The sequence below is a fragment of the Mesorhizobium terrae genome (assembly GCF_008727715.1).
Taxonomy (GTDB): Bacteria; Pseudomonadota; Alphaproteobacteria; order Rhizobiales; family Rhizobiaceae; genus Mesorhizobium; species Mesorhizobium terrae.
In genome coordinates this window covers 4,817,952-4,832,770 of record NZ_CP044218.1, presented here as the reverse complement: position 1 = coordinate 4,832,770, position 14,819 = coordinate 4,817,952, and the positions used below count along the sequence as shown (strand labels likewise).

The window sequence follows — 14,819 nt, the reverse complement described above, 5'->3', positions numbered from 1 at the left end:
ATACAGCGCGCTCACGATGCCGCCCTCTGCCTGGCCGTATGTGCGTGATGGTCGTGCCCATGATGGTCGTGTCCGTGCTCATGATCGTCATGCGCATGGTCATGGCGGTGATCGTGGATCTGGCCATCCGGCTCGCACCAGGGCGCGTCGTCCTCCCAGGCCTCGTGGAAACGGCGGGCGCGCAGCATATTCTCGGCGTTGAGAGCCGTGGCAGTCGCGCCCCAGGCCACGGTACGGCGGGCCAGCAGCAGCGTCTCGGGAAAATTCTGGCGCACCAGTTCAAGGTCGTGCGCAACGACCATCACCGTTCTATCCTCGCCGTGCCAGCGCTTGATCAGCGCGATCAGGTCGCCGACGGTCTTGGCGTCGATGGCGTTAAATGGCTCGTCGAGCAGGATCAGGTCGGCATCCTGCACCAGCACGCGGGCGAACAGGGTGCGCTGCAACTGGCCCCCGGAAAGCGTGTCGAGCGCGCGCTTTTCAAAGCCTTCGAGCCCGACGGCCATCAACGCCTCGCTGACGGTGGCGCGGTCCTGCGCCGTAAGCCGGCCAAGCAGCCCGCGTCGTGGCCACAGGCCGAGCGAGACCAGGTCAACCACCCGCGCCGGAAAGCTGCGGTCGAGTTCCGATTGCTGTGGCAGATAGGCGATGCGCATGCCGGGCATCTTGACGACACCGCCCGCCATCGGCCGCAGCACCCCGACAATGCCCTTCATGAGCGTGGATTTGCCGGAGCCATTGGCACCGACGATCGCAGTCAGCGAACCCTTCTCGACCGTGCCATTCAGATGATGGATGGCCGGGTGGCTGCCATAGCCCAGGGTAAGGTCGCGGAAGGAAAGGGCGGCTCGGCTCATGGCAGTCGGTGACTCACTGTGTGTGAAGGTCGTATGTTATGTTATTACATGTGTCAACACAGCTGGCGAGAAAAGACGTCCTGTCCCGCGAAACTTTCATGAACCCGTGCGCGGGAATGCCCATCGGCTCTGGCGCTATGGCAGCGGCGGGCGACCGATTGCACCTGTGGCGGGATTCGGCGGCCACGACCTTGTCGGCAAGCAAGACGCTCTCTAAAGAGGCCTTTCCACTCACGAAAGGATATGTCCATGAGCGTTCGTCGCATCGATGTCGGCCCCCGCATGAGCCAGGTGGTCATCCACGGCAACACCGCCTATCTCGCCGGTCAGGTCGGCGAGGGCAAGACCGTCGGCGAGCAGACCAAGGACATTCTGGCGACGGTCGATGCGCTGCTTGCCAAGGCCGGCACCGACAAGACCAAGATCTTGCAGGCGATCATCTGGCTCTCCGACATGAGCACCTTCGCCGAAATGAACAAGGAATGGGACGTCTGGGTGCCGCAGGGCCACACTCCGGCACGCGCCACCGGCGAGGCCAAGCTGGCCGGTCCGGAATATCTCGTCGAGATCATCATCACCGCCGCCATCTGAGGCAGCGATCGAGATCTAGCTTTTTGGAGCGCCGGTCGTCGCCGGCGCTCCATTTTTATGTGCCGCGGTTGGCGTGTCGGCGGTCAGCGCTCTGACCCAGACCACGATACGCTGCGCCAGGAAGTTCGTGGTCGAAGGCGAAAGCGCATCGCCGGCAATGACGTGATTGTCGGGATCGCCGGAGCCGTCCACCGGCACCTCCTCGTGCGGGCCGCCCCAGCGGGCGGCGATTTCCTTGGTGCGATCGGGGCGCACGACCTTGTCGTCGTTGGAAAAGATGAACAGAGCCGGGATGGTGGCCTTTTCGACCGGTGCCTCATAGGCAAGCTTGGCCAATGCCGCCATCGGCAGGGTCGCTGCCATCGGATATCGCCAGGTCCAGAACTTTTCCTGCAGCGCGCCGCGCGGCTTGAATGAGCGCTCCTTGCCGGCAATCAGTTCGGCAAGCTGCTTGCCCCACGGCCAGGTAAGGATCTGCGCGCCCGATGCCTGCACGCCGTAGTTCGGCGAGATCATCGCAATCGCCTCGACATCTTTCGAGGCGTTCGGCTGCGTTGCCGCCCATGTCGCCAGCGATCCGCCCGTTGAGGTGGCGATGACGATCACCTTGTCGCCAATGGCACGGCCTATGGCGAGCGCCTCCTCATAATCGTTGATCCATGCGTTGACGCTGCCGTCGGCCATCGCCGCGCCGTCCTGACCGTGGCCGGTCAGCCGCGTATAGAAGAGATTGGCGTCGAGTTCTTCCGCGACCTTGTCGGCGAGTGGTCGTGTCTCGCCCTTCGAGGCCGAGAAGCCGTGAATATAGACGATGGCGACCGGCGTTTTGGCGTGGATCATCGGGTCGGCCCAGACGATCTCCTTTTCGAGCCCGTCGCGAATGTTGGGCACCTTGGCTTCCTCGCGGGCGAGGTAGCCCAGCGGATCGTCGCCGATCTTCGATGCGTCGAAATGCATGGTGGTGTCGACGGGAACGCGCGGTCCTAGCAAAGCCATCAGGGCGATCAGGACCACCAGACCGAGGAACATCACCGCAATACATCGCCCCATGCCGAACTCCAGACAGATCAACGCAAAGTATTGCGGCGGCTTGCAACAGGCAACGGGTCGGCTTCTTTGGGTACGGGGTCGCTTGCCGTATGGCTGGCGCTAGATCGGCTGCCTTGGCTTGCGGCCGAAGCTGAGTGGCCTGTCGCCCCATCCGGTCATGCGGTTGAGGAACCAGTGGCGAAGCGGGTGCGGCAGCATGCCGAGCACCTTCAACCACAAGGTAAAGCGGCGAGGGAAGGTGATTTCGAAACCGCCGTTCTGGATGCCACGCATCATCTTGTCCGCAGCGCAGGCCGAAGAAATCAGCGCCGGCAGCCGCACCCCGTTCTTCTGGGTCATCGGCGTGTCGATGAAGCCGGGGTTCATCACCTGGATACGGATGTTCAGCTTGTCGAGATCGAATTTCAGCGACTGCGCCATGATGTTGATGGCCGCCTTGGTGGCGCCATAGGCGGCGGTCGTCGGCCAGCCGAAATAGGCGCTGATCGAACCCACCATCACGATGTGTCCGCGGCCGTGCCTGCGCATGAATTTTACCACGGGAACCAGCCCGTGAACGATGCCCATCACGTTCACATCGTAAGTGCGGCGGAATTTCCGGACCGACAGGTTGTCGCCCGCCACCTGCGTGTAGCTGCCTGCATTGAAGATCGCGAGCGCTATCGGTCCGATTTCGGCTTCGATGGTGGCCACCGTGTCGGCCATGCCCAATTCGTCGGTAACATCGCAGGGATAAGCGACGATCCGGCCGGGCAGGCTGGCCACCTCGGCGATCAACAGGTCAATGGGATCTTCCTCGCGCGCGGTGATCGCCACGGTGAAGCCCTTTGCCGCCAACTCCTTGGCAAGTTCCCTGCCAATGCCGGAACTACCACCGGTGATCCAGGCAACGCCGTCTTTCGGGCTGGCCCGATAGAGTGTCATACAGTGTCTCGAAAGCTCCCTCGTCTCGTGATCTAACGGGGCGGAAGTCGAAAGAAAAGCCTGTTCTTGGATCCTCACCATATTAGTCTCGGCTGACATTGCACTCCATGCGACGGCGTCGCTTGCCGCGAATGCGACTGGTCCAGGTTAAATCCAGCCTTGAAAGGGCGAGCCGGCATTTCTAGGGTCTGCCTGCAGACACGAGAAGGATTCCTCATGCACCGTTCGGTGATCGACGCCATCGGCAACACGCCACTGATCCGGCTCAAGCGCGCCTCGGAAGAAACGGGCTGCGAGATTCTGGGCAAGGCCGAGTTCATGAATCCCGGCCAGTCGGTCAAGGACAGGGCTGGTCTGTTCATCATTCGCGATGCAGAGCAGCGTGGTCTGTTGAAACCGGGTGGCGTGATCGTCGAGGGCACCGCCGGCAATACGGGCATCGGCCTGACCCTGGTTGCGAAGGCGCTTGGCTACCGTACGGTCATTGTCATTCCGGACACCCAGAGCCAGGAGAAGAAGGACACGATCCGGCTACTGGGCGCCGAGTTGATCGAAGTTCCGGCGGTTCCCTACAAAAACCCCAACAACTATGTGAAACTGTCCGGGCGTCTGGCCGAACAGATGGCGCGGAGCGAAGCGAACGGTGCCATCTGGGCCAACCAGTTCGACAATGTCGCCAACCGCGACGGCCATATCCGCACGACGGCAGAGGAGATCTGGGCGCAGACTGGCGGCAAGGTTGACGGTTTCGTATCGGCTGTCGGCTCGGGTGGCACGCTGGCCGGTGTCGCGGCCGGATTGAAAGCCAAGAGCCGGGACGTCAAGATCGCGCTCGCCGATCCGCTCGGCGCCGCACTGCACTCCTTCTACACCAGCGGTGAATTGAAGGCTGATGGAAGCTCGATCACGGAAGGCATCGGCCAGGGACGCATCACCGCCAATCTTGACGGCTTCGCTCCGGACTTTTCCTTCCAGGTGCCCGACGAGGAAGCGCTTCCGATCGTTTTCGACTTGATCCAGGAAGAGGGTCTGTGCCTTGGCGGCTCGACCGGCATCAACATTGCCGGCGCCATCCGCCTTGCCCGCGAATTGGGGCCCGGCCACACCATTGTGACGATCCTGTGCGATTACGGCACGCGCTATCAGTCGAAATTGTTCAATCCGGCCTTCTTGCGCACCAAGAACCTGCCGGTGCCGGGCTGGATGGAAGGCACAAGCACCATTTCGGTGCCGTTCGAGAAGGTGGCGTGATGGCCGGCAAGACCGAAACGCTGTTTCGCGACGATTCCTACCTGAAAACGACGGAAGCGACGGTCGTCGCCATCAACGAGCGGGGCGGGATCATCCTCGACCGTACCGTGTTCTACGCGACCTCCGGCGGCCAGCCGGGCGATACCGGCCATATCGAGCTGGCCAATGGCGACCGCATCGAAGTCGCGGCGACGGTGACGGGCGAGACCAAGGACGAGATTATTCACGTTCCGGGGGCAGGGCAGCCAGTACCCTCAGTGGGTGAGAAGGTGAAAGCCTCGATCGACTGGCAGCGCCGCTACCTTTTGATGCGCATGCACACCGCCTGCCATCTGCTGAGCGTCGTTTGCCCGTTTCCTATTACCGGAGCTTCGGTCGCCGAAGACGATTCCCGCGTCGATTTCGATCTCCCCGATACCGGTTACTCCAAGGAGGAAGTGACGGCGCGGCTGATGGAACTCGTGCGGGCCGATCATCCTGTCTCCATCGAGTGGATCACCGACGAGGATTTGGCCGCCAATCCCAGTCTCGTCAAATCGAAGAATGTGCGTCCGCCGACCGGTACCGGGCGCATCCGTCTGGTTCTGATCGGCGAAAACGCGTCCGTGGACAGTCAGCCTTGCGGTGGCACCCACGTCGCCCGCACCGGCGAGGTTGGCGAGATCCATATCGGCAAGATCGAGAAGAAGGGGCGCGAGAACCGCCGCTTCCGTATCCGTTTCGGAGCGATGCCCGCGGCCTGACGGCGCGGCGACAGCGAAAGATCAGGGAGAACAGCATGGCCGAGGACAGTCCTTTCACCGTCGATGCCGACTGGCTTGAGCAGCGGCTCGGCCAGCCCGGCCTGTCGATCGTCGACGCCTCCTGGTATCTGCCGGCGCAGAAGCGTGATGCGCGCAAGGAATACGATGCCGCGCACATTCCCGGCGCCGTATTCCTTGACCATGACGCTGTTTCCGACCGGAATTCGCCGTTGCCGCACACGCTGGCTGCGCCGCGCGACTTCGCCCAATATGTCGGCAGCATGGGCATCTCCGCCGACGACACCATCGTCGTCTATGACGGGCCTGGTTTCTTCTCGGCGCCGCGCGCCTGGTGGATGTTTCGCGTCATGGGCGTGTTCCAGACCTATATTCTGGACGGCGGTTTCGATCACTGGAAGGCTGCCGGGCGCCCTGTGACCGCGGAGCCGACCAAGACCGCGCCGGGTATTTTCCATGCTGACTTCGATGCCGCCCGGGTAGCGTCCCTGGCTGACATGCGCCGCATGGTGGCAAGCGGAGAGAGCCAGATCGCGGACGCCCGTTCGCCCGGTCGTTTTGCCGGCGCCGAGCCGGAGCCGCGCGCTGGCGTGCGCGCTGGCCATATGCCGGGCGCCCACAACGTTCCCTACAATCGCCTGTCGGAGAACGGCATGCTGTTGCCGAAGTCCACGCTGCGCGAAGTCATCGAGGATGCTGGCATTGACCTCTCGAAGCCGGTTGTTACATCCTGCGGCTCCGGTATTACCGCGGCCGTGATAACGCTGGCACTGGAGACGCTCGGCCACACCGACAACCGGCTCTATGACGGTTCCTGGACCGAATGGGGCGGGCTGGCGGACACGCCGGTGGTCACGGGCAAGGAGCGCTGATTGTAATGAGCGCCGATGCGCTGGAGCGGATAGACGTCACGGTAACGTTCCTCGAGATGGATACGCCGCCGGCATATTATCCATCCTTGCCCTACAACCGGCAGATCGCGCTGCTGAAGACACGGGCCATCCCGCTGCATTTCTATCGCTATCTGCAGGATCGCGTCGGCCGCAAATGGCAGTGGGTCAATGTGCTGAGGCTGAATGACGAGGAACTCTCGGCCGGACTTCATCGCGAAGATCGCGACATCCGCGTGCTTTATGTCGACGGTGCGCCGGCGGGCTTCTTCGACATCAAGCCGCATCTGCCCGACGAAGTCGAATTGGCCTATTTCGGCATGATGGAACACGCGACGGGGCAGGGCATCGGCCGCTGGTTTCTCGGGGCGGCGATCGAGGCTTGCTGGTCGCACAAGCCGAGGCGGGTCACCGTGCAGACCTGCACGCTCGACCATCCCGCCGCGCTGTCGCTCTATCAGAAACTCGGCTTCCGGCCGGTCGCGCAGAAAAAAGAGGTTGTTGTCCCGCTGTCTTTTGCCGATCGCTCGGCCAGCGTCATGCGTTAGGCACTCCTGAACGATCCATTCATGCCGGCTTCAGCTTGGCTCCGCCATGGTGCGGTCGACATCAATCCGATCGCGCCGAAATGAGGAGCCAATATATGATTTCCCGCCGTACTGTCGCCGCAGCACTCGTCGCCGCCATCGCGCTTCCCGGTCTTGCCCTTGCGCAGGCGCAAACGCCGTCGGCAGCCCAGATCGAGCGTACGCTGGAGGCTACGCCCCGCATGAAGCTGCGGCCCAGCGAACGCGTCACCATTCGCGAATTCAAGCGCCGGCCGGATCTGCGCCGCATGGCGCCGTCCATCGACATCCAGTCGATCAACTTCGCCTTCGGTTCGGCTGCCATCGCGCCGTCGCAATATGGGAAGGTCGAGAACATTGCCGACGGGCTCCATCGTCTGCTGCGACGTGACCGCCACGCCCGTGTTTTGATCGAAGGCCATACCGACGCGGTCGGTTCCTTCGCCTCCAACCAGGCATTGTCCGAGCAACGGGCAGCCTCGCTGAAGCGGACGCTGGTACGCGAATTCGGCGTGCCCGGCTACGCGCTGGAAACGGTCGGTTATGGCGAGGAATTCCTGCTCGTGCCGACGCAGAACGAGAATTGGCGCAATCGGCGCGTCACATTGCGCCGCTTCGACGACTTCATTCGATAACGTCGAACCGCCCGGTCGTTTCTTGCATGGCCGATTGCTATGCAGGAAACGGGTGGGAGGCGCCGGTTGACGATCATAGCTTGTGGTTCACGGAAATCGGAGAACCACAGCCATGTCCATCCTGTTCAAAGCCTTGCCGACCGATGCGGTGCGCGCGCTGCAATCCGGCGGCGCCGATGCCTATGGCCACGTGCCGGAGCGCGCGATCTCGGACGGCGATGGTGTACCGTGCCGGCATTGTCTCAAGAATGTCGCCGCCGGCGAAGCCTACCTCATCCTCGCCTACCGGCCGTTCGCAGAATTGCAGCCTTATGCGGAGACCGGCCCGATCTTCCTGCACGCCGAAGAATGTCCGCGCGCGGAGGAGGCGGCCGCTATCCCGGAGCTGTTTTTGAAGACAAAGGACTACATCGTGCGCGGTTACAGCGCCGATGACCGTATAGTCTATGGCAGCGGCGCGGTGGTGCCCACGCCGGATATTGCCGCGCGGGCAGCGGAGCTTCTGGAACGCGAGGAAATCGCCTATCTGCACATGCGCTCGGCTCGCAACAATTGCTACCAGTGCCGGATCGAGCGCGCCTGATGATGGCGGTAACGTGTGGTTAACCAAAATCGGTGGAAGATCATCCCAGCCTGTCATCTGGTCGTCGTATCGAGTGGCTATGAGGTGGGTGTCGAACGATTTCATCGACCGCGGATGAACCGGCGGTGAAACTCGACGGACGAGGAAGCGGGGTGCTAACCCCGCTTTTTTGTTTTCCAAGGTGCTTCAGGCGGGCGGCGGGTCAGATGCCGCCATACCAGTCATAGCCGTTGTCTTCCCAATAGCCGCCGCGACCACGCCCGAAAGCGCCGAAGGAATCGACCAGTTCGATGCCGCGCAGATATTTGGGCATCTTGTAGCCGAGCTGCCGTTCGACGCGAACGCGCAGCGGCGCCCCGTTTTCCACCGGAAGCGGTTTACCGTTCAATCCATAGGCCAGGATTGTTTGCGGATGGCGCGCGTCGATCAGGTCGATCGAGCCGTAATATTTGATGTCGCCGGACAGGTCGCGGTCGATCGTGTCGAGACAATGGAACATGACATACCGTGCTTGCGGCTTGACCACGGCCTGGTCGAGCACGAGCGACAGCGGCGTTCCCGTCCATTTGGCGATGCAGCTCCAGCCTTCCACGCAGTCGTGGCGGGTGATCTGGGTGCGGCTCGGCATGGCGATGAGCTGTTCGCGTGTCAGCGACAACGGCTTCTCCACCAGCCCGGTGACTTCGAGCCGCCAATCGACGAAATCGTTGGCAAGCAAGGCTTGGTAGGCATCGTCGTCCGGTGTGGTAACGCCGTTCGGACGCATTGGTTGGCGGATGTCGGCTTCGCCGAATTCCGGCGCCAGGGCATTGCGCCCGGCAAGCAGCCGCTGCGCCCGATAGGTCAGACCGTTAGCCCCCTCGAGGAAATTGCGCAGGCCCTGGCCCATGCCGAGTTGGTTATCGAAAGCATCGCAGCCCGAGAGCGCGATGCCGGACGCGCCAAGGCCGGCGGCGGTCAGGAACTTGCGGCGGCTGATCTGAAACTTGGCCATATCAGTTGCTCCGCTCGGCAGAAGAGGTTCCGTTTTCGGGCGGATCGGTCCGGTACCAGCCGGTGATGATGGAGCGCAGCTCGTTGATCGGGCCTGCGGCGAGGATCATCAGCATGTGGATGAGGAAGAACAGGACAAGCAGCACCATCACGGTGAAATGGATGGTGCGCGCCGTCTGCCGTCCGCCGAAGAGCTCGTTGAGGAAAGGCAGCACCGAATTCATCGATGGCGACATGGCGAGGCCGGTCAGGATCATCAGCGGCAAAGCCACGAACAACACCCCGCCATAAGCGAGCTTCTGCAGCGTGTTGTAACGACCGGTGTGATGGAAACGCAGGCGAGCATGGTCGAAGACATCGCGCGGAAGATTGCGGATATCGGCCAGGCGAGGGGCAAGGTCACGGCGAATGTGACCGTTGAACAGGCCGGCAATCAGCCACACCAGCAGCGTCGCGCTCAATGTCCAGGCAAAGAAGAAATGCACGACACGGGCGGTGCCAAGATCGTAGTAGGAGGGGATTGTCGCCCAGGACGGGAAGGCGCGGGCCGTCTCGTTGCCGGGCGGGCCCGACCAGCCGAGCACGCCGGTGGTGTCAAAGCGTCGACCGAAGATTTCGAGATAGCCGCGTGAGCCTTCATCGGCCTCGTCGGCGCCGATCTTCAGGATCGTGTTGTCGTAGCCGAAGCCGGATTCCTTGCCGATATAGAGCTGCGGCCGCGCATTGAAGATCTGCAGGCCGCTCAGCAGCAGGAAAAACAAGGCGAAGGCCCACACCCAATGCGTGAGCCGCGTCCATCGTGATTGCCGGTAGATGAGCGGGCCTTTTTGTGGCCGCCCGGTCTCGGCTTCTGCATTGCTGGTCTCGGCGGTTGCGTCCATCTTGCACCCCTTCAACCGCATTCCGCGGTGCGATTGGTCTCGCATCGTAATACGGACCATCGCCTCGTGATGTTTCACTCCATCACGATTTTGTGCTTCGTGCCTCGCTGCCTTGCATCAGCTTCCGCCGAGCGTAACGGCGAGATTGACCGCCGCCGCGACGATAATCGTGTTGAAGAAGAACGCGACCACCGAATGCACGATGACCAGACGGCGCATGCGTGTGGTGGTGACTTCGACATCGGCGGTCTGCGCCGTCATTCCGATGACAATCGCGAAATAGAGAAAGTCCCATCCTTGCGGCGGCGTGTCGCCACCCGGGAAGGAGAGACCACCGACCGGTTGGCGGACTGGCCTGCCTCTGGCGTCGCGCACTTCGTCGTCGCGCCAGTAGACATGGGCGTAGTGCAGCGCGGCCATCATGTGGATGGTGATCCAGCCAAGCGGCAACGACAGCAATGCCGCCAAGAGCTCCAGCGGGGGATGCTTGTGGTTGGCGTTGATGATGAGGAACAGGGAACCGATCGCCACGGCGATGACGACGGCGACCACAGCGAAGATAATGAAGATCGGCAGGTCGTCGCTGCGTGCCTTGAGCCGCAGATGTTCCGCCGTTAGGCCCGGCATTCGCCGCAGGATCATGACGATATACATCACGAAGAAGACGTCGGCGCCGATCGAGAAGGCGATGGCGATCTGGAAATAGCGCGCGACCAGGAATGTCGCGAGCCCTGTCGCAGCCGCGACCAGGAAAGGCAGGAGGCGGATCGCCGTGTTCTTGGTGAATGTCGTTTTCATGTTGGGCCGATGTCCTCAGCCGATTGCGGCTGATTTGAGAGCACGACGTAGGATGCGGTCCAGTTCGCCGAGGAAGCGCGAACGGTCCTGCGGCGTGAAGCCAGCATTGTAGCCTTTGCTTTCGCCGGTTTCGCGCAAATGCTGTTTCAGGTCGCGCATGGCAACCGCCATGCCGATGGTTTCAGGCGTGAAGGGCCGGCCGGTCGGGCCAAGCACATGGGCGTTGAGCGCCACCGCCCGCGCCGCCAGCGGAATATCGGCCGTAACTACGACATCGTTGGCTTTGGTGTTTTCGACGATCCAGTCATCGGCGGCGTCCGCGCCCTTGCTGACGACGACATTGCGGATCATCGGATCGCGCGAGGGCCTGAGCCCGCCATTCGAAACGAAGACGACCCCGACCCCGTGTCGCTCGGCGACCTTGATGACCTCCTCCTTCACCGGGCAGGCATCGGCATCGACATAGATGGCGGGGGCGGGTGGGGTCATCGTTTGCATCATGTTCCGGCAAGCGACTTCTTTGACTAAGGTCGATTCCGGCAGAAGGGAGTGAGGCAAGCATGGCACATGTGATCGAGCGCGAGCAATGGGCCGAGAAGCCGGATGTTTGGCATGGGGAGTTCCAGGGTGGGCCATACGGAGCGGAAGTTTCGGTGGTGTTCTACTCTTCCGACAGGATCGGCGGCGGTCCCAAGCTGCATAAACACCCCTATCCGGAGGTCTTTATCGTCAGGCAAGGCAGGGCGCTGTTCATCATCGGCGACAAGACGATAGAGGCCAGCGCTGGCCAAATCCTGGTTGCGCCGGCAAACACGCCGCACAAATTCTCCAATCTGGGTCCCGGACGGCTTGAAAGTACCGATCTGCATGTCGCCGGCGCCTTTGCAACCGACTGGCTGGAGTAATCGGGGATCATTTCTCGGCTTTCCTGTACATCGTTCGCGCCTGCAAGATTGCGCGGCTGGGCAGGCAAACCCGATTTGCATCCAACGAATGCCGGCACGGTGCATGCCGTAGCTTGAGCCCGGTCGTGGAAGTCCATAAAAGGTAAGGACTTACCGGAGGAAGCGGCGTCCATGTTCAACAAGATATTGATCGCCAATCGTGGCGAGATCGCCTGTCGCGTCATCAAGACGGCACGCAAGATGGGCATTTCCACGGTAGCGGTCTATTCGGACGCCGATCGCGACGCCGTGCATGTCGAGATGGCTGACGAAGCGATCCATATCGGCCCGGCCCCCGCCGCCCAGAGTTATCTCGTCGCCGACAGGATTATCGAGGCTTGCAAGGCATCCGGGGCCGAGGCCGTTCATCCCGGTTACGGTTTCCTGTCCGAACGTGCGTCATTCTGCGAAGCGCTTGAGGCGCAGGGGATCGCCTTCATCGGTCCGAAGCCCAAGGCGATCAAGGCCATGGGCGACAAGATCGAATCCAAGAAATTCGCCAACGCTGCCAAGGTGAGCACCGTCCCTGGTTGGCTGGGCGTCATCGAGAACGCCGACCACGCGGAAAAGATCGCCGGCGAGATCGGCTATCCGGTCATGATCAAGGCGTCGGCCGGGGGCGGCGGCAAGGGCATGCGCATCGCCTGGTCGCAGGCGGAAGTTCGCGACGGCTTCGACCGTGCTCGTTCCGAGGCGAAAAGTTCCTTTGGCGACGACCGTGTCTTCATCGAGAAGTTCGTTGTTGATCCGCGTCACATCGAGATCCAGGTTCTTGCCGACGCGCATGGCAACGCCGTCTATCTGGGCGAACGCGAATGTTCGATCCAGCGCCGCAACCAGAAGGTTGTCGAGGAAGCACCGTCGCCCTTCCTTGACGAGAAGACCAGAAAGGCCATGGGCGAACAGGCGGTGGCGTTGGCGAAAGCGGTCGACTACCAGAGCGCCGGCACCGTCGAGTTCATCGTCGACAAGGACAAAAACTTCTACTTCCTTGAAATGAATACGCGATTGCAGGTCGAGCATCCGGTGACCGAGCTCATCACCGGCATCGATCTTGTAGAGCAAATGATCCGCGTCGCCGCCGGCGAGGAACTGGCTTTCGGCCAGGGCGACGTGAAGCTCGACGGTTGGGCGGTCGAGAGCCGGCTTTACGCGGAGGATCCCTATCGCAACTTCCTGCCGTCGATTGGCCGGCTGACGCGTTACCAGCCGCCCGAGGAAGGCCGCTTCGGCGATATCGTCGTGCGCAACGACACCGGTGTCACCGAAGGTTCCGAAATCTCGATGTTCTACGATCCGATGATCGCCAAGCTGTGCACCTGGGCGCCGACGCGAGGGCAGGCGATCGATGCCATGTCGGAGGCGCTGGACGAATTCGTCGTGGATGGCATCGAGCACAACATCCCCTTCCTGTCGGCCTTGATGCAGCATCCGCGCTGGCGCGAGGGACGGCTTTCGACGGGTTTCATCGCCGAGGAATATCCGGACGGATTCGCGCCGATCGCGCCGGATGCGAAGGACAGGGCCGTTCTGGCGGCGATCGCCGCTTCGGTGGAATTGCTGCGCCGCGACCGGCTGGACCGGCTGAGCGGTCGGCTTGCCCCGCATTCGGGGGCATTGAAGCGTGATTGGGTGGTGAAGCTCGGCAAGGATTACCTGTCGGCGACGGTTCTTGAGGGCATGATCTCGATACCGATGGAACTCGATCTCTCGATCGAAGGCGGCAAGGCACTCACGGTGGCTTCCGACTGGCGGCCGGGCGAACCGGTCTGGCGTGGCACGGTTGGCAAGCACAGGGTCTCGGCCCAATTGCGGTCGCTGCCCAATGGCACGCGCATCGCCTGGAAGGGCATGTCGGTGACGGCGCTTGCCATGCTGCCGCAGACGGCGGCGATGGAACGGATAATGCCCGTGAAGCTGCCGCCGGACACTTCCAGGTTGCTGCTGTGTCCGATGCCGGGTTTGGTGGTCTCGATCGCCGTCGCCGAAGGGCAGGAGGTCAAGGCGGGCGACACCTTGGCCGTGGTTGAGGCGATGAAGATGGAAAATGTGTTGCGCGCCGAGCGCGATCTCAGGGTTACGAAACTGAATGCCAAGCCGGGCGACAGTCTGGCGGTCGATGCCGTGATCATGGAGTTTGCCTGAGGTCTGGCAAGTCATCCGGGGCGAGCCATTCGCCGCCCCGGATTTTGTCGTTAGGCCGAGACTTCCTCGACGCGCTGGTCGGTGACGACATAGATGCAGGCCCGGCAGGCCTCGCCGCCGCGTTGTGAATACCAGCGGCAACTGCCGCGGATGGCGCAGCGCGGCAAGTTGGCGGCCGGATCGATCTTCTGGTCGGCCATGCCCGCAAGCACCCGTTCGATGACGCCGCAGGAATTGCCCGTCCATTGCCGGCATTTTCCTTCCACGCACTTTCCAGCAAACCGAAAGCGCGCTTCCGGGGCACCGGTTTTGCCTGCCAGCGTTATGAAATCAGCGTCGATTTCCAGGCGTGTCGGGACAGGCTGCACGATGCCGTCGTCTCCGACGATGCCGATCAGAAGCGCGCCCGGTTCGGCAGGCGCGCTCGGGCACGATCTTTGACCGTCGTCCGAGCGCGGCGGTCTCGTTTGGCGTTGACCGGAAGGCTGCGCTGGAATGGGCATGGCATCAGCGCATCAGACCGCCGATTTCCTTTTCGATAGCGGGAAGCTGGCGCTGGTCCAGATGCAGGATCAGCCCCAGCCATTCCTTTGGAAAGCGCAGCACCATTTCAGGTTGAGTATGTGTTTCGGCCAGCCCGGTGAGGACCGCCTGCTGGATATTCCTGGCCAGTTTCTCTTCCATACCCTTGGCGAGCTTGACGCCCGACAGATCGACGACGAAACGATTGCTCATGATGATATCCTCCGTGAAGGTATTCTCGCAGGACTATCGTGCCGGCTTCGCGGTACAGGTGCTATGAAGCGCTTCACACAGGTTGAAGCGGACAGTTGTGCGCGGCGCGGGAGCTGTTTCTTGTGATCGAAGAGCGCGCGGTGACGACGAAGCTGGCAGGCAGCGGTGTGGCTGACTAGATTGATGGCAGCCGGATCGAGATTCGTTCACCAGAT

Annotated in this window: 18 protein-coding genes; 9 read left to right on the top strand and 9 right to left on the bottom strand. The window is 62.1% G+C overall.

Annotated elements, in window-relative coordinates:
* Positions 1-11: 11 nt before the first annotated feature.
* The gene (aztA, locus tag FZF13_RS24350) at positions 12-857 is read right to left on the bottom strand and encodes a zinc ABC transporter ATP-binding protein AztA (protein ID WP_024926145.1); all 846 of its coding nucleotides are present in this window, start codon (positions 855-857) and stop codon (positions 12-14) included.
* Between the two features lie 249 nt (positions 858-1,106).
* Here aztA and FZF13_RS24345 point away from each other — a divergent pair, with 249 nt between their 5' ends.
* On the top strand, positions 1,107-1,448 hold the full coding sequence (locus FZF13_RS24345) for a RidA family protein (RefSeq protein ID WP_024926146.1): 342 nt from the start codon (positions 1,107-1,109) through the stop codon (positions 1,446-1,448).
* A 15-nt stretch (positions 1,449-1,463) separates the two neighbouring features.
* On the opposite strand, the gene FZF13_RS24340 is transcribed toward FZF13_RS24345, so the two are convergent.
* A complete protein-coding gene (locus FZF13_RS24340; RefSeq protein WP_024926147.1) occupies positions 1,464-2,498 on the bottom strand; it encodes an alpha/beta hydrolase in 1,035 nt (344 codons plus the stop codon).
* A 99-nt stretch (positions 2,499-2,597) separates the two neighbouring features.
* Positions 2,598-3,422 (bottom strand): SDR family NAD(P)-dependent oxidoreductase, encoded by an 825-nt coding sequence (locus FZF13_RS24335; RefSeq protein ID WP_024926148.1) that lies wholly within the window; start codon positions 3,420-3,422, stop codon positions 2,598-2,600.
* 216 nt (positions 3,423-3,638) lie between these two features.
* On the opposite strand from FZF13_RS24335, the gene FZF13_RS24330 reads away from it, so the two are divergent.
* The 6 genes from FZF13_RS24330 (at position 3,639) to FZF13_RS24305 (ending at position 8,108) form a co-directional block, all read left to right on the top strand.
* Positions 3,639-4,673, top strand: coding sequence for a cysteine synthase A (locus FZF13_RS24330; protein WP_024926149.1), 1,035 nt, complete (start codon positions 3,639-3,641; stop codon positions 4,671-4,673).
* A complete protein-coding gene (locus tag FZF13_RS24325; RefSeq protein ID WP_024926150.1) occupies positions 4,673-5,416 on the top strand; it encodes an alanyl-tRNA editing protein in 744 nt (247 codons plus the stop codon). Before FZF13_RS24330 ends, FZF13_RS24325 begins: the two co-directional genes overlap by 1 nt.
* A gap of 35 nt (positions 5,417-5,451) precedes the next feature.
* Positions 5,452-6,306 carry a 3-mercaptopyruvate sulfurtransferase gene (gene sseA, locus FZF13_RS24320; protein WP_024926151.1) on the top strand — a complete coding sequence of 285 codons (855 nt, stop codon included), beginning with the start codon at positions 5,452-5,454 and terminating at the stop codon, positions 6,304-6,306.
* Positions 6,307-6,311: 5 nt separating this feature from the next.
* The gene (locus FZF13_RS24315; protein WP_024926152.1) at positions 6,312-6,872 is read left to right on the top strand and encodes a GNAT family N-acetyltransferase; all 561 of its coding nucleotides are present in this window, start codon (positions 6,312-6,314) and stop codon (positions 6,870-6,872) included.
* Between the two features lie 95 nt (positions 6,873-6,967).
* A complete protein-coding gene (locus FZF13_RS24310; protein ID WP_024926153.1) occupies positions 6,968-7,525 on the top strand; it encodes an OmpA family protein in 558 nt (185 codons plus the stop codon).
* A 112-nt stretch (positions 7,526-7,637) separates the two neighbouring features.
* The gene (locus FZF13_RS24305; protein ID WP_024926154.1) at positions 7,638-8,108 is read left to right on the top strand and encodes a DUF1203 domain-containing protein; all 471 of its coding nucleotides are present in this window, start codon (positions 7,638-7,640) and stop codon (positions 8,106-8,108) included.
* A gap of 202 nt (positions 8,109-8,310) precedes the next feature.
* Here FZF13_RS24305 and FZF13_RS24300 read toward each other — a convergent pair whose 3' ends face one another.
* The 4 genes from FZF13_RS24300 to FZF13_RS24285 all read right to left on the bottom strand — a co-directional run bounded on the left by FZF13_RS24300 (position 8,311) and on the right by FZF13_RS24285 (position 11,269).
* Entirely contained in the window at positions 8,311-9,102 is a 792-nt protein-coding gene (locus tag FZF13_RS24300) for a molybdopterin-binding protein (RefSeq protein ID WP_024926155.1), read from the bottom strand.
* Between the two features lies 1 nt (position 9,103).
* Positions 9,104-9,982, bottom strand: a complete 879-nt coding sequence (locus FZF13_RS24295) for a cytochrome b/b6 domain-containing protein (protein WP_024926156.1) — start codon at positions 9,980-9,982, stop codon at positions 9,104-9,106.
* 117 nt (positions 9,983-10,099) lie between these two features.
* The gene (locus FZF13_RS24290) at positions 10,100-10,780 is read right to left on the bottom strand and encodes a DUF1345 domain-containing protein (protein ID WP_024926157.1); all 681 of its coding nucleotides are present in this window, start codon (positions 10,778-10,780) and stop codon (positions 10,100-10,102) included.
* A 15-nt stretch (positions 10,781-10,795) separates the two neighbouring features.
* Positions 10,796-11,269 carry a YaiI/YqxD family protein gene (locus FZF13_RS24285; RefSeq protein ID WP_024926158.1) on the bottom strand — a complete coding sequence of 158 codons (474 nt, stop codon included), beginning with the start codon at positions 11,267-11,269 and terminating at the stop codon, positions 10,796-10,798.
* A gap of 71 nt (positions 11,270-11,340) precedes the next feature.
* Between FZF13_RS24285 and FZF13_RS24280 the strand changes: the two genes are divergently transcribed.
* Positions 11,341-11,685 (top strand): cupin domain-containing protein, encoded by a 345-nt coding sequence (locus tag FZF13_RS24280; protein ID WP_024926159.1) that lies wholly within the window; start codon positions 11,341-11,343, stop codon positions 11,683-11,685.
* Between the two features lie 171 nt (positions 11,686-11,856).
* Complete coding sequence (locus FZF13_RS24275) at positions 11,857-13,869, top strand: acetyl-CoA carboxylase biotin carboxylase subunit (RefSeq protein ID WP_024926160.1); 2,013 nt, start codon at positions 11,857-11,859, stop codon at positions 13,867-13,869.
* A gap of 50 nt (positions 13,870-13,919) precedes the next feature.
* Here FZF13_RS24275 and FZF13_RS29375 read toward each other — a convergent pair whose 3' ends face one another.
* Positions 13,920-14,135: a hypothetical protein gene (locus FZF13_RS29375; RefSeq protein WP_244431280.1), complete on the bottom strand. Its 216-nt coding sequence runs from the start codon at positions 14,133-14,135 to the stop codon at positions 13,920-13,922.
* A 241-nt stretch (positions 14,136-14,376) separates the two neighbouring features.
* Entirely contained in the window at positions 14,377-14,604 is a 228-nt protein-coding gene (locus FZF13_RS24265) for a hypothetical protein (protein WP_024926162.1), read from the bottom strand.
* Positions 14,605-14,819 lie beyond the last annotated feature (215 nt).

Excerpts from the sequence above, each read along its gene's own strand:
- aztA (WP_024926145.1), bottom strand. The coding sequence starts at position 857 with ATGAGCCGAGCCGCCCTTTCCTTCCGCGACCTTACCCTGGGCTATGGC.
- FZF13_RS24345 (WP_024926146.1), top strand. The coding sequence starts at position 1,107 with ATGAGCGTTCGTCGCATCGATGTCGGCCCCCGCATGAGCCAGGTGGTC.
- FZF13_RS24340 (WP_024926147.1), bottom strand. The coding sequence starts at position 2,498 with ATGGGGCGATGTATTGCGGTGATGTTCCTCGGTCTGGTGGTCCTGATC.
- FZF13_RS24335 (WP_024926148.1), bottom strand. The coding sequence starts at position 3,422 with ATGACACTCTATCGGGCCAGCCCGAAAGACGGCGTTGCCTGGATCACC.
- FZF13_RS24330 (WP_024926149.1), top strand. The coding sequence starts at position 3,639 with ATGCACCGTTCGGTGATCGACGCCATCGGCAACACGCCACTGATCCGG.
- FZF13_RS24325 (WP_024926150.1), top strand. The coding sequence starts at position 4,673 with ATGGCCGGCAAGACCGAAACGCTGTTTCGCGACGATTCCTACCTGAAA.
- sseA (WP_024926151.1), top strand. The coding sequence starts at position 5,452 with ATGGCCGAGGACAGTCCTTTCACCGTCGATGCCGACTGGCTTGAGCAG.
- FZF13_RS24315 (WP_024926152.1), top strand. The coding sequence starts at position 6,312 with ATGAGCGCCGATGCGCTGGAGCGGATAGACGTCACGGTAACGTTCCTC.
- FZF13_RS24310 (WP_024926153.1), top strand. The coding sequence starts at position 6,968 with ATGATTTCCCGCCGTACTGTCGCCGCAGCACTCGTCGCCGCCATCGCG.
- FZF13_RS24305 (WP_024926154.1), top strand. The coding sequence starts at position 7,638 with ATGTCCATCCTGTTCAAAGCCTTGCCGACCGATGCGGTGCGCGCGCTG.
- FZF13_RS24300 (WP_024926155.1), bottom strand. The coding sequence starts at position 9,102 with ATGGCCAAGTTTCAGATCAGCCGCCGCAAGTTCCTGACCGCCGCCGGC.
- FZF13_RS24295 (WP_024926156.1), bottom strand. The coding sequence starts at position 9,982 with ATGGACGCAACCGCCGAGACCAGCAATGCAGAAGCCGAGACCGGGCGG.
- FZF13_RS24290 (WP_024926157.1), bottom strand. The coding sequence starts at position 10,780 with ATGAAAACGACATTCACCAAGAACACGGCGATCCGCCTCCTGCCTTTC.
- FZF13_RS24285 (WP_024926158.1), bottom strand. The coding sequence starts at position 11,269 with ATGACCCCACCCGCCCCCGCCATCTATGTCGATGCCGATGCCTGCCCG.
- FZF13_RS24280 (WP_024926159.1), top strand. The coding sequence starts at position 11,341 with ATGGCACATGTGATCGAGCGCGAGCAATGGGCCGAGAAGCCGGATGTT.
- FZF13_RS24275 (WP_024926160.1), top strand. The coding sequence starts at position 11,857 with ATGTTCAACAAGATATTGATCGCCAATCGTGGCGAGATCGCCTGTCGC.
- FZF13_RS24265 (WP_024926162.1), bottom strand. The coding sequence starts at position 14,604 with ATGAGCAATCGTTTCGTCGTCGATCTGTCGGGCGTCAAGCTCGCCAAG.